This window comes from Blastochloris tepida (genome assembly GCF_003966715.1).
GTDB classification, from domain to species: Bacteria; Pseudomonadota; Alphaproteobacteria; order Rhizobiales; family Xanthobacteraceae; genus Blastochloris; species Blastochloris tepida.
Genome location: NZ_AP018907.1, coordinates 426,547 through 443,654, shown reverse-complemented (window position 1 = coordinate 443,654; position 17,108 = coordinate 426,547). Strand labels below are relative to the sequence as shown.

The window sequence follows — 17,108 nt, the reverse complement described above, 5'->3', positions numbered from 1 at the left end:
TGCGCCAGCCGGCGCACGTCCTATGTTGAGGCGACGCGAAAACGTCCGCAGCCCGCAGAGCGGGCCTGCGGCTCCCCCATTTTCGAGGAGGCGGCTATGACCGACAATTCGAACGGCGCCAACAGCGAGCCGGCGGCCCCCGGCATGGCCGAGGCGTCCCCGCGCGAGCGGCTGATCGAGGCCTTCCTCGGCCTGCTCGCCGAGCGGCGGTTCGAGGACATCGACCTCAAGACGGTGGGCGAACGGGCCGGCGTGCCGCTGGCCCAGTTCCGCCGCGAGTTCGGCTCCACCTTCGACATCGTGGCGGCGTTCTCCAGGGACCTCGACCGCAAGGTGCTGGCCGCCACCGCCGCCGATGACGACGCCGAGGTCACCCCGCGCGAGCGGCTGTTCGACGTGATGATGCAGCGCTTCGAGATTCTGGCGCCGCACCGGCGGGCGGTGCAGAACCTGCGCGCCTCCGGCCTGCGCTACCCGCCGCTCGGCATGGCGCTGGGGCGGCTGTCGCTGCGCTCGATGCAGTGGATGCTGGCCGGCGCCGGCATCGAGGCCTCGGGCCTGAGCGGCATGGCCCGCGCCCAGGGTCTGGCGATGCTGTTCGCCCGCGTGTCGGAGACCTGGCTCGACGACGACGATCCCGACCTGTCGCGCACCATGGCGACGCTCGACCGCGAGCTGGCCCGCGCCTGGGACTGGTCGACCCGAATCGGCGAGTTCTGCCGGATGATCCCCCGCCCGCGCTGCCGGCGCGAGCGCGCGGCGCGGAGCTGGGCCGACACCTCCCGCCCCGGCGACGAGACCGCCCCCGCCGCGGCGATCTGAACGGGCCGCCGCGTCGTCCCGGGCAAGGGCCGAAGGCCAGCGACCTGCCCCCGTTTCACGTCGTCCCGGGCAAGCGGCGAAGCCGCGCGAGCAACTGTCATGCGGTTTTGGGGTCTCGCCAGGGTTTGTTGTCTCGAATCATGGCGTTGAGGATGGTCAGGAGCTTTCTGGCGATGGCGATGAGGGCGACCTTGGCGGGTTTTCCGCGGGCTTTGAGGTCGGCGTAGAGCTGTTTGGCCCACGGGTTCCAGTGGATGGCGGCGAAGGCGGCGAGATAGCAGGCGCGCTTGAGCGCGCGGCGTCCGGCCTCGATATGGGCCGGCCGCCGCGCTTTGCCGCTGTCGTTGCGATAGGGTGCGCAGCCGCCGATGGCACCGGCTTGGCGGGGGGTGAACCGGCCGAGTTCGGGAGCTTCTGCGAGCAGGACGCGGGCCGTCTTGGTGGCGATCCCCGGCACCGAGGTGATGATCTTGGCCTTGGCGTCCATCGCCGGATCGGCGGCGATCAACGCCTCGATGGCCTGTTCGGCCGCGGCGACGGTCTCGCGCAGGGCGGCGATTTCGGCATCGAGCCGGGCGGTGATGGCCGCCAGGGTGGGGTGGGCCTTGCGGTTCTCCAGGCGGCGGATGTCGGCCTCGGCGCGGGTGATTTCGCGCACCCAGGCGGTCAGGTCGCTCTGCGCTTGCGAGGGCTCCGGGAACGGCCGGCAGGGGTGATGCAGCATGAAGGCGCGGATGATGCGGGCGTCGAGCGGATCGCTCTTGGCGCGCTGGCCGCAGGCCTTGGCGAACTGGCGGCAGCGCCAGCTGTCGACCTGCAGCACGGTGAGGCCGGCCTCGCGCAGCACCGCGACCGCCAGGCGTTCATAGCCGCCGGTCGGCTCCAGGCCGGCGGTGGTGAGCCCGGCCTTCACCAGGCGCCTGGCCAAGCGCTGGAGAGCCGCGGGGGTGTTATCGACGCGCTCGACCTTGGTGTCGTCGAAGGCGATGTCGAGCCAGTCCTTGGAGACATCGATGCCCACAAGGTGGGTGGCAAACGGCGTCGGGTGTGGCAGCATGGCAAGCATCCCAGGCTTGGAAGCGGGGTCAAAAGCCCCGTGCAACTGTTCGGGTTGGCTTGGGACGGACGGCCGCTTCTGCTCGCGACGGCCTCGAAGGCTCACCCGGGACACGGCGTGCCGCCCGCACCGGCTCGGGGTGGCCACCCCGAGCCGGTGCACCCATCAAAGCACATTTCGCCGTTCCAACCCGGGACCGTGCGCCGGAAGGGGTCAGCCGTCGCCCCCGGCGAGCGTGGCGCAGCCGCGCGAGGGAAGGGGGCCCAGGGGACATGGCGCATTGGGGGACATGGCGCATTGAGGGACATGGCGCATTGCATGACGCCGGAGGGATAACCTGCCCCGCCCTCATCGCGCGGCCGGATCGGGCAAGCGCCTCCCCACGGCGAAGCCTGTGGGTTCCCTTCCCCTCGCCGCTGACGCGGCTCGGCCGGGAACGACCGGCCTCGTTCACGCTCGTCCGGGATGACGACGCCCGCTCACCCCGCGAGTTCGCGCCCGCGTGCGGTCGCCGCCGCCACTGCCTGTTCCAGCAGCGGGTCGAACCCGGCCTCGGCCATCAGCACCGCCAGCGCCGCCGCCGTGGTGCCGCCCGGCGAGGTGACGTTGCGGCGAAGCTGGTCGGCCGGCAGGTCGGACAGCCGCAGCAGCTCGCCCGAGCCGATCACGGTGGCCCGCGCCAGCCGCGCGGCGAGGTCGGCCGGCAGGCCGGCCGCAGCCCCCGCCCGCGCCAGGCTTTCCACCAGCAGGAACACATAGGCGGGGCCTGAGCCCGACACCGCGGTGGCGGCGTCCATCAGCGCCTCGTCGTCGATCCATTCGCAGGCGCCGGTGGCGGCGAGCAGCGCGTGCGCAAGCTCCCGCTGGGCCGGCGTCAGCCGGCCATTGGGCACCGCCACGGTGATGCCGCGGCCGACCGCGGCCGGGGTGTTGGGGATCGAGCGGACGATGGCGGTGCCGGCCGGAAAGGCGGCTTCCAGATTGGCCAGCGTCTTGCCGGCCATGATCGACACCACCAGCGTGCCGGGAGCGGCGCAGCCCGCCACCGCCGGCAGGGCGGCCGCCGCCACCTGCGGCTTGACCGCGAGCAGGATCACCGCCGGCGCCGGCAGGGCCGAAAGGTCGGGATTGAGGGCGATGCCGCGCGCGCCGATCAGCGCCGCCGCCTCGGGCGGCGGGGCGGGGTCGACCACCGCGACCCGGCCGGGATCGAGCCCCTCGGCGAGCCAGCCCTCCAGCAGCGCGCCACCCATCTTGCCCGCGCCGAGCAGCACGAGCGGACCTGAGAATGAAGGAAGTGCCATGATGTCACACAGGATTCGGCGATCGCATCGCTCTCCTCTCCCCGCGCGGGAGAGGAGGCGCGCCGTTCCCGTCGAGGGCTATCAGGCCTCGCCGACCGTGTCGAGCAGCGAGGCGTCGAGCGCCTCGCGCGCGCTCTTGCCGGCCCACACCACGAACTGGAAGGCCGGGTAGAAGCGCTCGACCGCGTCAACCGCGGCCTGCAGCAGCGCCTCGCACTGCGAATGGCCCATCGAGGCGCCGCCGGCCAGAAGCTGGGCGTGGCGGAACATCACCACCCCTTCGCTCGACCACAGGTCGAAATGGCCGAGCCACATCTGCTCATTGACCATGGCCAGGAGCTTCAGCACCTCGGGCCGCCGCCCCTCCGGCACCTTGAGGTCGAAGGCGCACGCCATGTGCAGCGCCTCGACCTGGTCCATCCAGGAGAAGGAGACGTGGTAGTCGCTCCAGCGGCCATCCAGCGACAGGGTGATCTCGTCGTCGCCCGAACGCTCGAACGTCCAGTCGTTCGCGCTGGCGAGTCGTTCGACCAGATCCACCGGATTGGAGCGATGCTCGACGTCGATTTCGATTAAGCTCATCCGGCCTACCTCGCGATCCAGGGTCGTGGGGCGCGGTCGCAACTTCGAAACGGCGATGATCCACTCCCGCGAGAAGTTGAACGCGAATCATCGCCTGCGGAAATCATATCGTGGCTCTTGAGCGGCCGGCTACCGCCCTCTGTATCCGACGCGATTGGATTCGCACAACGGATTCAAGCAAATAGCCGGCTATATGCACATCTTCCTGCCAGCCGATCCGCTCGGCTTTCGTCCTCCCTCTCCCCTTGTCGGAGAGGGAAAGACTGCGTCCCGCCGGCCGCCAAGGCCGGGGGCGAAGACCACGTCAGCCGTTCACCTTGGCTTCGAGCGCGGCGAGACGGGCGGCCAGCGCCTCGTTCTCCTCGCGCGCCTTGATCACCATGTCGCGCATGACCTCGAACTCTTCGCGCGAGGGCACGTCGAGATCGCGCAGGATGCGCTCGGCCTGGGCGCGCACAATCGTCTCGACCTCGCGGCGCACGCCGTCGGCCATGCCGGCGGCATCGTTCACCAGGCGCGAAACATCGTCGAAGAACCGGCTCGTGGTCTGAGTCATGACCTCATCTCCTGATACGCGGTCCGCCCGAGCCGTTGACGTTCGAGCGAATTCCATTCCGGGTCATAGCCTGAATCCGGTCGGCGTGCTGTGCCAAAGTCGCAACCTGGATCTATAGGCCTAGAATGGCGACACAATGGTGGCGGCGCCGGCCGGGCGCAAGGGTTCCGCCGCTCTCATCCAACGCGGCACACAGGCGCGGGCTTGACGCGCCCCGCCCCGGCGGGCACAGCCTGCCGCCATGCTGCCGCTCCTCGCACCGCCGCTCCTCGCCATCCCCTTCCCGGCCTTCGACCCGGTGCTGGTGTCGATCGGCCCGTTCGCCATCCGCTGGTATGCGCTGGCCTATATCGTCGGGCTGCTCGGCGGCTGGTGGCTGACGCGGCGGCTGGTGTCGAACCCGTCGCTGTGGGGCGGCACCGCGCCGATGCAGCCCGCCGACCTCGACGACGCGCTGCTGTGGATCGCGCTCGGCGTCATCCTCGGCGGCCGGCTCGGCTTCGTGCTGGTCTACAATTTCGACTATTACGCCGCCCACCCGCTCGATGCGCTGATGGTCTGGCGCGGCGGCATGTCGTTCCACGGCGGCTTCCTCGGCGCGGTGGTGGCGATGGTGCTGTTCGCCAGAAGCCGCGGCATTTCGGTGCTGTCGCTGTTCGACCTCGTGGCCGCAACCGTGCCGATCGGCCTGTTCCTCGGCCGCATCGCCAATTTCGTCAATGGCGAGCTGTGGGGCCGCGTCGCCGACGTGCCGTGGGCGGTGATCTTTCCCACCGGCGGGCCGGAGCCGCGCCATCCGAGCCAGCTCTATCAGGCGGGGCTCGAAGGGCTTCTGCTGTTCGCGGTCGGCATGATCGCGGTGCGCATGGGCGCGCTGCGCCGGCCCGGGCTGGTGGCGGCGCTGTTCGCCACCCTCTACGGCATCGTGCGCATCATCGGCGAGATGTTCCGCCAGCCCGATCCGCAGCTCGGCTTCTTCGCCTTCGGCCTGACCATGGGCATGATCCTGTCGGTGCCGATGATCCTGGCCGGCCTGTGGTTCATCCGCCGCGCCCTCGTCACGCCGCCGCGGGGATGACCCCGCTCGGGCGCGAGCTTGCCGACCTCATCCGCGCCGACGGCCCGATCCCGGTCGCGCGCTTCATGGCGCTCTGCCTCGGCCATCCGCGCCACGGCTATTACCTCACCCGCGATCCGCTCGGCCGCGCCGGCGACTTCGTCACCGCGCCGGAGATCTCGCAGATGTTCGGCGAGCTGATCGGCCTGTGGTGCGCCGACGCCTGGAGCCGCATGGGCGCGCCGGAGCGGGTGGCGCTGGTCGAGCTCGGCCCCGGCCGCGGCACGCTGATGGCCGATGCGCTGCGGGCACTGAAGGTTGTGCCGGCGCTGCGGGCCAGCCTTGCCGTGCATCTGGTGGAGACCAGCCCTGCATTGCAGGCGTGCCAGCGCACGGCACTCGCCGCGGCCGGCGTGCCGGTCATCTGGCATGCCCGGCTGGAGGATGTGCCGGAAGGCCCGAGCCTGATCGTCGCCAACGAGTTCCTCGACGCCCTGCCGGTGACCCAGCTCGTGCGCGCCGCCGATGGCTGGCACGAGCGGCAGGTGGGGCTCGACGCCGAGAGCCGCCTCGCCTTCGGCCTGTCGCCGGCCCGCCTGCCCGACGCCCTGGTGCCGGCGCCGCTCCGCGCAGCCCCGCCGGGCAGCCTGATCGAACTGTCGCCCGAGCGGGCGGCGGTGGCGCGCGAGATCGCCCGGCGGCTGGTCGCGCACGGCGGCGCGGCGCTGATCGTCGATTACGGCCACACCCGAAGCAGCCCCGGCGACACGCTGCAGGCGGTGAAGGGCCACGCCTTCGCCGACCCGCTGGCGGAGCCCGGCGAGGCCGACCTGACGAGCCATGTCGATTTCGCATCGCTTGCGGCGGCGGCCCGCGCGGAAGGGGCCGCCGTCCACGGCCCGGTGACGCAGGGGGCATTTCTCGCCGCGCTCGGCATCGCGGTGCGGGCAGCGCGGCTGAAGGCGGCCGCGCCCGGCCAAGCCCAGGACATCGACGCCGCATTGCACCGGCTCACCGCCCCGGACGCCATGGGCAGTCTGTTCAAGGCGCTGGCGATCGCCGACCCCAAGCTCGGCCCGCTCGCGGGGTTCGCGGGCTGAGGCGCCCGGCACTTTCGCCCGCCGCGAGTTGAACTTGACCCGCATCGCCGCTATGTACGCGCGTCCCTGCGCGCCTTCGCACCCCTGGAGGCGACGCGCGGGCTCTGGAGCATTTTCCGCAAAAGTGGGAACCGGTTTTGCGAAGAAAATGCGATAACTCAAAAACTTAGAGCAGCCGCATGATCCATTTGGATCGGCGGATGCTCGAAAGCCGCCCACGGGGCGGCGTTTTCCATCTTGAGGATACCATGACCACCATTCGCGAACTCAAGGCGACGGCGCGTCCGCGCAGCGGCAAGGGGGCCGCGCGTGCCGAACGTCGTGCCGACCGCACCCCGGCCGTGATCTACGGCGCCAAGCTGCCCCCCATCACGATTTCGCTCGAAGCCGACGAGATCCGCACCCGCATCTATGCCGGCCGGTTCCTCACCACCGTGTTCGACATCGAGCTCGACGGCGAGAAGCACCGCGTCATCCCGCGCGACTACCAGCTCCACCCGGTGACCGACCTGCCGATCCACGTCGATTTCCAGCGTCTGGTCGCCGGCCACAAGATCCGCGTCGAGGTGCCGATCCACGTGATCAAGCCGGAAGCCTCGCCGGGCGTGAAGCGCGGCGGCGCCGTCAACATCGTCGAGCACAAGCTCGCGCTGCTGTGCCCGCCCGAGGCCATTCCGACCGCCATCGAGATCGACCTCACCGGCCTCGAGATCAACCAGTCGGTCCATCTCGGCGACATCACCCTGCCGGAAGGCGTGCTGGCGGCGGCCAAGGACGAGAACCCGACGCTGGTGACCATCGTCGCGCCGTCCGGCTTCAAGGACGAGGCGGCCCCGGCGGCTGCCGCTGCGGCGGCGCCTGCGGCGGCCAAGGCGGCTCCGGCAGCCAAGGCTCCGGCCGGCAAGAAGTGATCCGAAATCCGGCCGGAAGGCCGGAGTTTCGGAGTCTGGTCGCCGAAAATCCCTTCCAGGCGGGATTTTCGGCGAGAACCGGAGCCGGGATCACACCGTGATCCTCCGGCTCCCAGAGGATTGACGGTTTCCCGCAATGAAGCTGATCGTCGGCCTCGGCAATCCCGGGGCCCGCTATGCGGGGAACCGGCACAATATCGGCGCGATGGCGCTTGACGCCATCCACCGCCGCCACGGCCTCGCGCCGTGGCGGCGCCGCTTCCAGGGCGAGGCGAGCGAAGGGGCGATCGGCCGCGAGCGCGTCATCCTGCTCAAGCCGACCACCTACATGAACGAGTCCGGCCGCGCGGTGGCCGAGGCGCAGCGCTTCTACAAGCTTCCACTCGCCGATCTCGTGGTGCTCCACGACGAGCTCGACCTGCCGCCGGCCAAGGTGCGGGTGAAGCTGGGCGGCGGCATCGCCGGCCACAACGGCCTGCGCTCGATCACCGCCCATTGCGGCAATGATTACTGGCGGGTACGGCTCGGCATCGGCCACCCCGGCGACAAGGCGCTGGTGCACGACTATGTGCTGGGCGACTTCGCCAAGTCCGAACGCCCGTGGGTGGAGGCGGTGGCCGACGCGGTGGCCGACTTCGCCGAGCTGATCGCGGCCGGCGACGACGCCACCTTCCAGAACCGGGTGCATCTCGCGCTCGACTCGAAGGGCTTCGCCAACCCCAAACGGCCGGGCAGGCCGGAAACCTGACCCCGAACGCTGATCCGCCCAAAAAGCTGATCTGCCCCAACCTGATCAACGGAGCGGCCTCATGGGCTTCAAATGCGGCATCGTCGGCCTGCCGAACGTCGGCAAGTCGACCCTGTTCAACGCGCTGACCCAGACCGCGGCGGCGCAGGCGGCCAACTATCCCTTCTGCACCATCGAGCCCAATGTCGGCGAGGTGGCGGTGCCAGACCCCAGGCAGGAGGAGCTGGCGCGGCTCGGCAAGTCGGCGCAGATCATCCCGACCCGGCTGACCTTCGTCGACATCGCCGGCCTGGTGCGCGGCGCCTCCAAGGGCGAGGGGCTCGGCAACCAGTTCCTCGCCAACATCCGCGAGGTCGATGCCATCGCCCACGTGGTGCGCTGCTTCGAGGATGACGACGTCACCCACGTCGAGGGCAAGATCGACCCCATCGCCGACATCGAGACCATCGAGACCGAGCTGATGCTGGCCGACCTCGACAGCCTGGAGAAGCGCGTCGTCGCGCTGGAGAAGAAGGCCAAGGGCGGCGACAAGGAGTCGAAGGAGCTGCTCGACCTGATGATGCGCGCGCTGGTGCTGCTGCGCGAGGGCAAGCCCGCCCGCCTCGTCGAGCGCCGGCCCGAGGAGGAGAAGGCGTTCGCGGGCCTGGGCCTCTTGTCCTCCAAGCCCGTGCTCTATGTCTGCAATGTCGAGGAGGGCTCGGCCACCACCGGCAATTCCGCCTCCGCCAAGGTCGCCCAGCGGGCGAAGGAGGAAGGCGAGCGCTCGGTCGTCATCTCCGCCAAGATCGAGAGCGAGATCGCCGTGCTGCCGATGGACGAGCGCAAGGAATATCTCGACGCGGTGGGCCTGACCGAGCCCGGCCTCGACCGGCTGATCCGCGAGGGCTATGCGCTTCTGGGTCTCATCACCTATTTCACCGTCGGGCCGAAGGAGACCCGCGCCTGGACCATCACCGCCGGCACCAAGGCGCCGGCCGCCGCCGGCGTCATCCACACCGACTTCGAGAAGGGCTTCATCCGCGCCGAGACCATCGCCTATGCCGATTTCGTCGCCCATGGCGGCGAGGCCGGCGCGCGTGAGGCCGGCAAGCTCAGGCTGGAAGGCAAGGACTATGTGGTCGCCGACGGTGACGTGATGCACTTCCGCTTTGCGAATTGATCGCAGCTTCCCGTGATATAGGCAATTTCACGGGCGAGCCGCCCGGTCCCGCTCGGAACCCCGATGCCGCGTTTGTTCTTCGAAGACTTCACGCCGGACTGGACGATCAGTTTCGGCCCGCGCCTCGTCAGCCGCGAGGAGATCGTGGCGTTTGCCGCCGAGTTCGACCCCCAGCCCTTCCACCTCGACGAGGAGGCGGGCAAGGCGTCGCTGCTGGGCGGGCTCGCCGCCTCGGGCTGGCACATGTGCGCCATCCTGATGCGGATGATGTGCGACGCCTTCCTCAATGATGCCGCGAGCCACGGCGCCCCCGGCATCGAGGAGGTGGCGTGGCTGAAGCCGCTGCGCCCCGGCGCCCGCATCACCATGCGCGGCGCGGTGATCGACGCCCGCGCCTCGAAGAGCCGGCCCGGCGTCGGGCTGGTGCGCTTCCGTTTCGAGCTGGTGGACGCCGACGGCGCGACCCTGATGCGCCAGATCCACACCAAGATGATCGGCCGGCGCGGCGCGGAGGCGGCATGAAGTTTCTGGAGGACATCGCGACAGGCGAGATCGACGAGCTCGGCAGCCACGTCTTCACCGCCGAGGACATCAAGCGCTTCGCCTCGGCCTTCGATCCCCAGCCGTTCCACCTCGACGAGGCGGCGGCGGAGGAAAGCCATTTCGGCGGTCTCGTCGCCTCGGGCTGGCATACCGGCGCCGTGTTCATGCAGCTCTGGACCGGCTATTGCCGCCGCCGCGACGAGGAGATGGCGGCCCGCGGCGAGGCGGTGGCGCGGTTCGGCCCCTCGCCCGGCTTTCGCAACATGCGCTGGCTGAAGCCGGTGCGCGCCGGCGACGTGCTGACCTATCGCACCGAGGCCACCGCCACCCGGCCGTCCGCCTCGCGGCCGGGCTGGGGGCTGCTGTCGATCGCCGTCACCGCCACCAATCAGGCGGGCGAGCTGGTGTTCGCCTTCGACGGCACGGTGTTCCTGGAGCGCCGGCCGGGCTGATGCGGCGTCCTCACGCCGCGCGAATGCGGTCGAGGAAGCCCGCCGCCTCGCTCCGCAGCCGGGCGATCTGCTCGCTCAGCGTGGCGCTGGCGGCCAGCAGGTGGGCCGCGACCTCGCCCGACACCTCGGCGTCGGCGCGCACGCCGCTCATCTCCTGCGTGACATTGCGCGAGCCGGCCTCGGCGTCGCCGGTCGAGCGCGCGATCTCCTGGGTGGCGGCCGACTGCTCCTCCACCGCCGCAGCGATCGAGGTGAAGGCCTCGTTCACCTGCACATTGGCGTGGTTGATCTCCTCGATCGCCGAGGCGGTCTGGCTGGTCACCGCCTGGATGGTGCCGATCTGCCGCTCGATGTCCTCGGTCGCCTTGGTGGTCTGGCTGGCCAGCGTCTTGACCTCGGAGGCGACCACCGCGAAGCCGCGGCCCGCCTCGCCCGCCCGCGCCGCCTCGATGGTGGCGTTGAGCGCGAGCAGATTGGTCTGCGCCGCGATGGTCTTGATCAGGGTGATGATGCCGCCGATCTCGTCGGCGACCTTGACGAGATTGCCCACCACCGTGCTGGTCTCGCGCGCCCGCTCGGCCGCGCCGCTGGCGGTGGCCGCCGCCGACTGCACCCGCGCCGAAATCTCGTGGATCGACGACGACAGCTCCTCCACCGCCGCCGCCACCGAGCCCACATTGGCGGTCGATTCCTCGGCCACCGACGCCACGCTGGTGGCGCGCTGCCGGGTGCGCTGCGCGGTCGCCGCCATCTCGTCGGCGCTGTGGTGCATGTCCTGCGTCGCGGTCTCGGCCGCCTGGGTGATGGTGCCGACCGAGGACTGGAACACGTCGGCGAGCTTGGCCAGCGCCTCGCGCTTCTCGCGCCGGCTCTCGTCCAGATAGACGCTGATGGCGAAATCCATGTCGAGCATCGCCGCCCGCGTGAAGGCCGCGACCTTGGCGCGCACATCCGCCGACACGCCGCGGCGGAACAGGCCGGAGCCGCCTTCGAGCAGCGCCCCGATCACTTCATTGATCAGGAAGGCGTAGCCGCCAATGTACCAGCCGGGCTCCAGCCCCAGCCGGTTGTGGGCGCGCCCGACGCGGGTGACCGAGTCGACATAGGCGTCGTCGAACGTCGCCTCGCAGATCAGCGTCCAGTGCTGGATCTGCTTGGTGCGGGCGTGGCGCATGTGCTCGGGGTTGCGGAACATGCGCGCCATGTCCGGCGTCGCCGAGACGTGGGCATAGAAGCCGTCGAGCGCCCGCGGCATCGCCGCCTCCAGCAGCGGCTTCATCTCCCTGAGGTGACGCCGGGTCTCGGCATCGATGCGCATGAACTGAACGCGGTTCTGGAGCGACTCGTCGACGGCCATGCGCGAAACCTCCAAACAGGGCTTTCGCACTATCAATAGACCGGCGGATTTACTGAAAAGTGAAGCGGTTCGAATAATAACGGCTCGCACAAACGCAATCTCCGGTTTCGGCCGCCAAGTTGCTCGCGGCAGAGAAGCGATGCCTGCGCTGAGTATTTGTTTACCGCGCCGGGACGTTCACCCCTTTGCATTTACCAGAATACCGCTCCCGTAACCGGATGTTTGCTATTCGGCCGCATCGTACCGCTGCAGGGGCGTGGTCATGACCTTCAGGCAAATCGGCGTGCATTTCTGTCTCGGCCTGTCCGCGGCGCTGCTGCTGCTGGCCGGCGCCGCGCTGACGCTGGTCGACGTCACAGTCGAACGGCTGATCCGCGACGACGCCGAGATCGCCGCGGCGGGCTGGGTCAATCATTTCGCCATCCAGATCGACGACATCGGCCAGATCGCCGCCGGCGCAACCCCATCGCCTCAGAGCGCCTCGTTTCTGGCCAAGCAGCGCGGCGGCACGCGGGTGTTCCGCTTCGAGGTCTATGGCCGCGACGGCCATCTGGCGCTGGTGTCCGACCAGGTCGAGACCAAATGGCTGCCGGCCGCCGATTCGGTCGACGGGCGGGTCGCCGAGGTGGTGGCCAACGGCCGGCCGATCACCACGCTGCGCCACAGCGACCACCCGCTGCTGCCGCCGGTCTATGCCGAATCCTACCAGCCGGTGGTGGTCGGCGCGCATGTCGCGGCGGTGGTCAAGGCGTTCATCGACCAGACGCAGAAGCGCGCCCGCTTCGACCATCTCCTGTCCACGCTCGGCATCGTGTTCGCCGGGCTGACGGCCCTCGCCTTCGGCGCCTCGGCGATCGCGCTCCGGCTGCGCGCCCAGCAGAAGCAGGCCTCCGACCAGACGGCGGAGCACCTGGCGATCGAGCGCAAGGTGGCGCAGGTGCGCGCCGAGTTCCTGGCCCAGCGCGACGAGCTGACCGGCCTTCTGAACCGCGCCACCCTGCTCGACCGGCTCTCCAAGCGGCTCGGCCGGCTGCCCGAGACCGGGCTCGGCCTCGCCGTCCACAATATCGATCTGGGCCACCTCAAGACCGTCAACGACACCCACGGCTACGATATCGGCGACGGCCTGATCCGCGCCGTGGCCGAGACGCTGAGCGAGGCGATCGGCGAGGTCGACCTGATCGGCCGCATCAGCGGCAACGGCTTCCTCGTGGTGCAGGACGAGGTGGAAAGCCCGGCGGACGCCATCCGCTTCGCCGCCCGTCTCAAGGACTCGCTGGACCGTCCGTTCGTGGTCAAGGGCCTCGACCTCGCCAGCGGCGCGGCGATCGGCGTCGCCATCGCGCCGGGCCACGGCGCCACCGCCGAAGCCCTGCTGCACAGTTCGGAGCTGGCGCTCGACGCCGCCCAGTCGCCGGGCGTGCGCAACCATGTCTGCCGCTTCGAGCTGGGCATGGAGGACGAGATCCGCCACCGCCGCGAGCTGGAAGCCCTGGTCGAGAACGCCGCCGCCAACGACGCCTTCGAGCTGCACTTCCAGCCGGTGGTGTCGGCGCGCGACGGCGCCCCGGTCTATTTCGAGGCGCTGCTGCGGCTGCCCCGGCCGGGCGGCGGCTACGTGCCGCCGTCGATCTTCGTGCCGATCGCCGAGGATCTCGGGCTGATCAACGGCATCGGCGCCTGGGCGCTGAACCGCGCCTGTCGGGCGGCGGCCGGCTGGCCCGATGCGCTCGGCGTCGCCGTCAATCTGTCGCCCCTGCAGTTCAGCGGCGCCGACCTCAACCAGGTGGTGGCGCAGGCGCTCGCCGCCTCCGGCCTCGCGCCGCGCCGGCTCGAGCTCGAGATCACCGAGGGCCTGCTGCTGAAGCACACCGAAAGCGTGCTGCACCAGCTCCAGGGCCTGCGCGAGATCGGCGTGTCGATCGCCATGGACGATTTCGGCACCGGCTATTCAAGCCTCGGCTATCTGTGGCGCTTCCCGTTCGACAAGATCAAGATCGACCGCTCGTTCATCGTCGGCTGGCAGGCCAACGACCGCCACGTCGCCCACATCCTGCGCACCATCGTCTCGCTCGGCCGCACCCTGAACATGCTGGTCACCGCCGAGGGCATCGAGCACGCGGCCCAGGCGGCGCTGCTGCGCGATCTCGGCTGCGACTTCCTGCAGGGCTTCCATTTCAGCCGGCCGCTGCCGGAGGCCGAGGTGGCGCCCTATCTGCTGCAGCCGCACACGGTGCTGGCCGACCCGCGCCGGACGCCCGCGCTCCAGCTCGTCACCGGCTGACGCGTAACGACTTTACCCCCGTCCGTGCCGCCTCGACCAGCGCCGTCACCGCGGCGCCGGTGTGCAGCGCCCGCACCATCACCACCGCATGGCCGGTGTCGTCGCGGATCACCGCATCGAGCGACACCGCCCGCGACAGCGCGTCGCGGAACGCCGCCTCGTCGGCGATCGCCTCGGCCGGCAGCCGCAGCAGCAGGAACGGATCGGCCGGCGTGGTGCCGAAATCGTCGGAGGCCGCGGGGGCGGCGGCGCGCATCAGCGCAACCAGCGTCGCCGGCACGCCCGGAACGAGCTCGAAGGCGCGCGCCGCCATGATCTCGGTGCCGGCCCAGTCGACGGATTCGGGCAGCGGCCCGGGCCGGGTCGGCGCGCCGCCCAGCGCCCGCACCGCCCGCCGGAACGAGCCGACGCGGTGGCGGCGGTAGAGCGCGATCCCCACGAAGAAGGCGATGATGATTGCGGCAAAGACGAAGCCGGCGGTTTGCGTCATGCGGTCGAACTCATATGGCGGCGCGGCCGCGGACGGGCTTGCCGACAGCCGCGCCACCATCGCCGACAATGCGCCGTTTGCCCAGGGCCATCGGCCCGGTCAGCTGCCGCGGAAGATGATGCCGGCGCCGGCGGCGATGAGGGCGTAGCCGACGAGGTGGTTCCAGCCGAGCGACTCCTTCAGCACCACGACCGAGAACACGCCGAAGATCGACAGCGTGATCACCTCCTGGATCGTCTTCAGCTCGGCCGCCGAATAGACGGCGTGCCCCATCCGGTTGGCCGGCACCGCCATGCAGTATTCGACGAAGGCGATCAGCCAGCTCGTCACGATCACCGCCGCCAGCGAATACGACTTGAACTGCAGATGGCCGTACCAGGCGATGGTCATGAACACGTTGGAGCCGATCAGGAGCAGGATCGGCGCCACATAGGGAGACGTGACGGCGGAGAGGAGGCTGGTCATGGCGACTCACGAAGGCGGTGGAGAAGCTGCTTGCAGCACGGCGGCAGCCGGCCGGCAAACGCCGCGCGGCGGGCGGCCGCGGTGCTCACCACTCTGTGATCAGGCACGGTGATCGGCCTCCGGCATCACCCCGTATTAACCAGCAGAAGCACGCAGCAAAGAGCGGCTTCTCAAGCTGCGGCCCCGGCCGTGGAAAGTCCTGCTCTTGTCCACTAGCGAACTTTTCACAGAAGTTCGTCGAAACATCAAACGGGAGATGTCCGATGTTGAAGCTGCCCCAGACCACCGTCCAGGAAAAGGCTGCTGTTGGCCTTGCGCTCGCCATCTACTTCGTGCCGTTCTTCTGGACGTAACGAACGCAAGAAGCAACCAGCCCGGTTCCGAGACAGGACACCGCCTCGGTTGCACCCGCTCCGCCGCAGCCACGGCTGCGGCCTGATGACCCCCACTCCCGGGCTCCGACGACGGGCCCAGACGCACCATCAGCCAAGGAGACGTGACACATGCTGTTCCCCGCCGCCACCAACAAGGAAAAGCTCCTTGTCGCGAGCGCCTTCGCCATCAATATCGTCCCCTTCTTCTGGGTCTGACCGACACTTGGCAAACTCCGGCCGGACGGCCGGAGTTTCCTGACCGGCGAGACGACCCGACAACCTGCCCGAACGACGGCCCGACCCCCCGGTGCGCAACCGGAGTGTCGGGCCGTCGATCGTTTCGGGCTGTGGTTTTTCGGGCGCGTCGTCCGGGAATCGCTTTCTTCAAGCCACGTCGTCCCGGGTCGAACATCTCCGCCGGTCGTTCCCGGCCGAGCCGCGAAGCGGCGAGGGGAAGGGAACCCACAGCCTCCGCCGGATAGAGGAACGTGCCCGATCTGACGGCGCGGTGAGGGCGGGCTGTTCCGCCAAGCCGTTCCGCGATGGCGCCGCGTTCCCTGGGCCCCCTTCCCTCGCGTGGCTTCGCCCCGCTCGCCGGGGGCGACCGGGGGAGGCTGTCGTCGCAGACGAGCGCGAGCCGCGAGCCGGGACGCCCGCCCGACAAGGCGCCCCCCGGCGCTCCGCCATCCCCATCCTCACCGTTCTGTGATCGGCCGCCGGTGATCGGGTTTCAGGGCGGGGGCGTATTAACCAGTAGAAGCGAGCATGAGAGGCTGCTTCTCAAGCCGAACTGCGGTTCAAGCTGCAGATCACGAAGTCTTCACCACCGATGAGCTCGGTTCGAGACTCGTCACCACCTTGAAACAGGAGATGTCCGATGTCCAATACTTCCGGTCTCACGATCGTGGAAAAGGTCACCGTCGCTGCCGCCGGCGCCATCTGCGTCGTGCCGCTGATCCTCTCGTAACGATTTCGCCGGCTGGCCGACCACGCCGCCGCGGGGATGGTGCAGAAGCGCCATCCACCGCGGCGGTGGTCGTTCGTGCGGTGGCGCCATCGCGGGTACGCAGCCGCCTCGTCGCCCCGGGCGAGCAACGCGAGAGCCGGGATCGTCATCCGAACAAGACACCCCTTCCGGCAAACGGTCCCGGGTCGCGGGCCTGCGGCCCTTGCCCGGGACGACAGCCTCTCCCCGTCACCCCGCCGGTTCGAGGTCGCGGATCAGGCCGCGCACGAAGTCGGTCAGGCCGGTCTGGCGCCGGCGCTTCAGCCGCTCGGCGGCGAGGATGGTCCGCAGCGACTCGAAGGCGGCCTCGAACGCATCATTGACGATGACGTAGTCGTATTCGGCCCAGTGGCTGAGCTCGCCCGCCGCCTTCGACATGCGCTTTCGGATCACCTCGTCGGAATCCTGGGCGCGGGTGTGCAGCCGCCGCTCCAGCTCGGCGACCGAGGGCGGCAGCACGAACACCGTGACGAGGTCGTCGCGCGCGCTTTCGCGCAGCTGCTGCGTGCCCTGCCAGTCGATGTCGAACAGCACGTCGCGGCCGCCCGCCAGCGCCGCCTCGACCGGCCCCTTCGGCGTGCCGTAGTGATGGTCGAACACCGGCGCCCATTCCAGAAGCTCGTCGCGCGCCACCATCGCCTCGAAACGGGCAAGGTCGATGAACCGGTAGTCCACGCCGTCGACCTCGCCCGGCCGCGGCGTGCGGGTGGTCACCGACACCGACATGGTGATCCCCGGCTCGGCCTCCAGCAGCCGGCGCGACAGGGCGCTCTTGCCGGCGCCCGAGGGCGAGGACAGCACAAGCATCAGCCCGCGGCGGGCGGGCGCGCGGGCGGGTTCG

General features: G+C 69.9%; 17 protein-coding genes. 9 read left to right on the top strand and 8 right to left on the bottom strand.

The window, feature by feature from the left end; translation table 11 throughout:
- Window positions 1–96: 96 nt before the first annotated feature.
- Complete coding sequence (locus BLTE_RS01970) at window positions 97–822, top strand: TetR/AcrR family transcriptional regulator (RefSeq protein ID WP_126397112.1); 726 nt, start codon at window positions 97–99, stop codon at window positions 820–822.
- A 97-nt stretch (window positions 823–919) separates the two neighbouring features.
- Here the strand turns inward: BLTE_RS01970 and BLTE_RS01965 are convergent, their stop codons facing one another.
- The 4 genes from BLTE_RS01965 to BLTE_RS01950 form a co-directional block, all read right to left on the bottom strand.
- Window positions 920–1,888 (bottom strand): IS110 family RNA-guided transposase, encoded by a 969-nt coding sequence (locus BLTE_RS01965; RefSeq protein ID WP_126397110.1) that lies wholly within the window; start codon window positions 1,886–1,888, stop codon window positions 920–922.
- A 470-nt stretch (window positions 1,889–2,358) separates the two neighbouring features.
- Window positions 2,359–3,183, bottom strand: a complete 825-nt coding sequence (gene proC, locus BLTE_RS01960; protein ID WP_126397108.1) for a pyrroline-5-carboxylate reductase — start codon at window positions 3,181–3,183, stop codon at window positions 2,359–2,361.
- A gap of 81 nt (window positions 3,184–3,264) precedes the next feature.
- Window positions 3,265–3,765, bottom strand: a complete 501-nt coding sequence (locus BLTE_RS01955) for a type III secretion system chaperone family protein (RefSeq protein ID WP_126397106.1) — start codon at window positions 3,763–3,765, stop codon at window positions 3,265–3,267.
- Window positions 3,766–4,069: 304 nt separating this feature from the next.
- Entirely contained in the window at window positions 4,070–4,321 is a 252-nt protein-coding gene (locus BLTE_RS01950) for an accessory factor UbiK family protein (protein WP_126397103.1), read from the bottom strand.
- 241 nt (window positions 4,322–4,562) lie between these two features.
- Between BLTE_RS01950 and lgt the strand changes: the two genes are divergently transcribed.
- From lgt to BLTE_RS01915, 7 genes are all read left to right on the top strand, one after another.
- Window positions 4,563–5,399, top strand: coding sequence for a prolipoprotein diacylglyceryl transferase (gene lgt / locus BLTE_RS01945; protein WP_126397101.1), 837 nt, complete (start codon window positions 4,563–4,565; stop codon window positions 5,397–5,399).
- Window positions 5,396–6,478, top strand: a complete 1,083-nt coding sequence (locus BLTE_RS01940; RefSeq protein ID WP_126397099.1) for a class I SAM-dependent methyltransferase — start codon at window positions 5,396–5,398, stop codon at window positions 6,476–6,478. Before lgt ends, BLTE_RS01940 begins: the two co-directional genes overlap by 4 nt.
- Window positions 6,479–6,726: 248 nt before the next feature.
- A complete protein-coding gene (locus BLTE_RS01935; RefSeq protein WP_126397097.1) occupies window positions 6,727–7,389 on the top strand; it encodes a 50S ribosomal protein L25/general stress protein Ctc in 663 nt (220 codons plus the stop codon).
- A 136-nt stretch (window positions 7,390–7,525) separates the two neighbouring features.
- Complete coding sequence (pth, locus tag BLTE_RS01930) at window positions 7,526–8,137, top strand: aminoacyl-tRNA hydrolase (RefSeq protein WP_126397095.1); 612 nt, start codon at window positions 7,526–7,528, stop codon at window positions 8,135–8,137.
- Between the two features lie 61 nt (window positions 8,138–8,198).
- Window positions 8,199–9,296 carry a redox-regulated ATPase YchF gene (gene ychF / locus BLTE_RS01925; protein ID WP_126397093.1) on the top strand — a complete coding sequence of 366 codons (1,098 nt, stop codon included), beginning with the start codon at window positions 8,199–8,201 and terminating at the stop codon, window positions 9,294–9,296.
- Window positions 9,297–9,359: 63 nt separating this feature from the next.
- Window positions 9,360–9,818, top strand: coding sequence for a MaoC family dehydratase (locus tag BLTE_RS01920; protein WP_126397092.1), 459 nt, complete (start codon window positions 9,360–9,362; stop codon window positions 9,816–9,818).
- On the top strand, window positions 9,815–10,291 hold the full coding sequence (locus BLTE_RS01915; RefSeq protein ID WP_126397090.1) for a MaoC family dehydratase: 477 nt from the start codon (window positions 9,815–9,817) through the stop codon (window positions 10,289–10,291). The genes BLTE_RS01920 and BLTE_RS01915 overlap by 4 nt, the downstream gene beginning before the upstream one ends.
- A 10-nt stretch (window positions 10,292–10,301) precedes the next feature.
- On the opposite strand, the gene BLTE_RS01910 is transcribed toward BLTE_RS01915, so the two are convergent.
- Window positions 10,302–11,648 carry a globin-coupled sensor protein gene (locus BLTE_RS01910; RefSeq protein ID WP_126397088.1) on the bottom strand — a complete coding sequence of 449 codons (1,347 nt, stop codon included), beginning with the start codon at window positions 11,646–11,648 and terminating at the stop codon, window positions 10,302–10,304.
- 262 nt (window positions 11,649–11,910) lie between these two features.
- On the opposite strand from BLTE_RS01910, the gene BLTE_RS01905 reads away from it, so the two are divergent.
- Window positions 11,911–13,932 carry a putative bifunctional diguanylate cyclase/phosphodiesterase gene (locus BLTE_RS01905; protein ID WP_126397086.1) on the top strand — a complete coding sequence of 674 codons (2,022 nt, stop codon included), beginning with the start codon at window positions 11,911–11,913 and terminating at the stop codon, window positions 13,930–13,932.
- On the opposite strand, the gene BLTE_RS01900 is transcribed toward BLTE_RS01905, so the two are convergent.
- From BLTE_RS01900 to gmk, 3 genes are all read right to left on the bottom strand, one after another.
- Window positions 13,922–14,422: a hypothetical protein gene (locus BLTE_RS01900; RefSeq protein WP_126397084.1), complete on the bottom strand. Its 501-nt coding sequence runs from the start codon at window positions 14,420–14,422 to the stop codon at window positions 13,922–13,924. The two genes, BLTE_RS01905 and BLTE_RS01900, sit on opposite strands and share 11 nt — an antisense overlap.
- A 99-nt stretch (window positions 14,423–14,521) precedes the next feature.
- On the bottom strand, window positions 14,522–14,887 hold the full coding sequence (locus BLTE_RS01895) for a DMT family protein (protein WP_126397082.1): 366 nt from the start codon (window positions 14,885–14,887) through the stop codon (window positions 14,522–14,524).
- A gap of 1,569 nt (window positions 14,888–16,456) precedes the next feature.
- Entirely contained in the window at window positions 16,457–17,074 is a 618-nt protein-coding gene (gene gmk, locus BLTE_RS01890; RefSeq protein WP_126401997.1) for a guanylate kinase, read from the bottom strand.
- Window positions 17,075–17,108 lie beyond the last annotated feature (34 nt).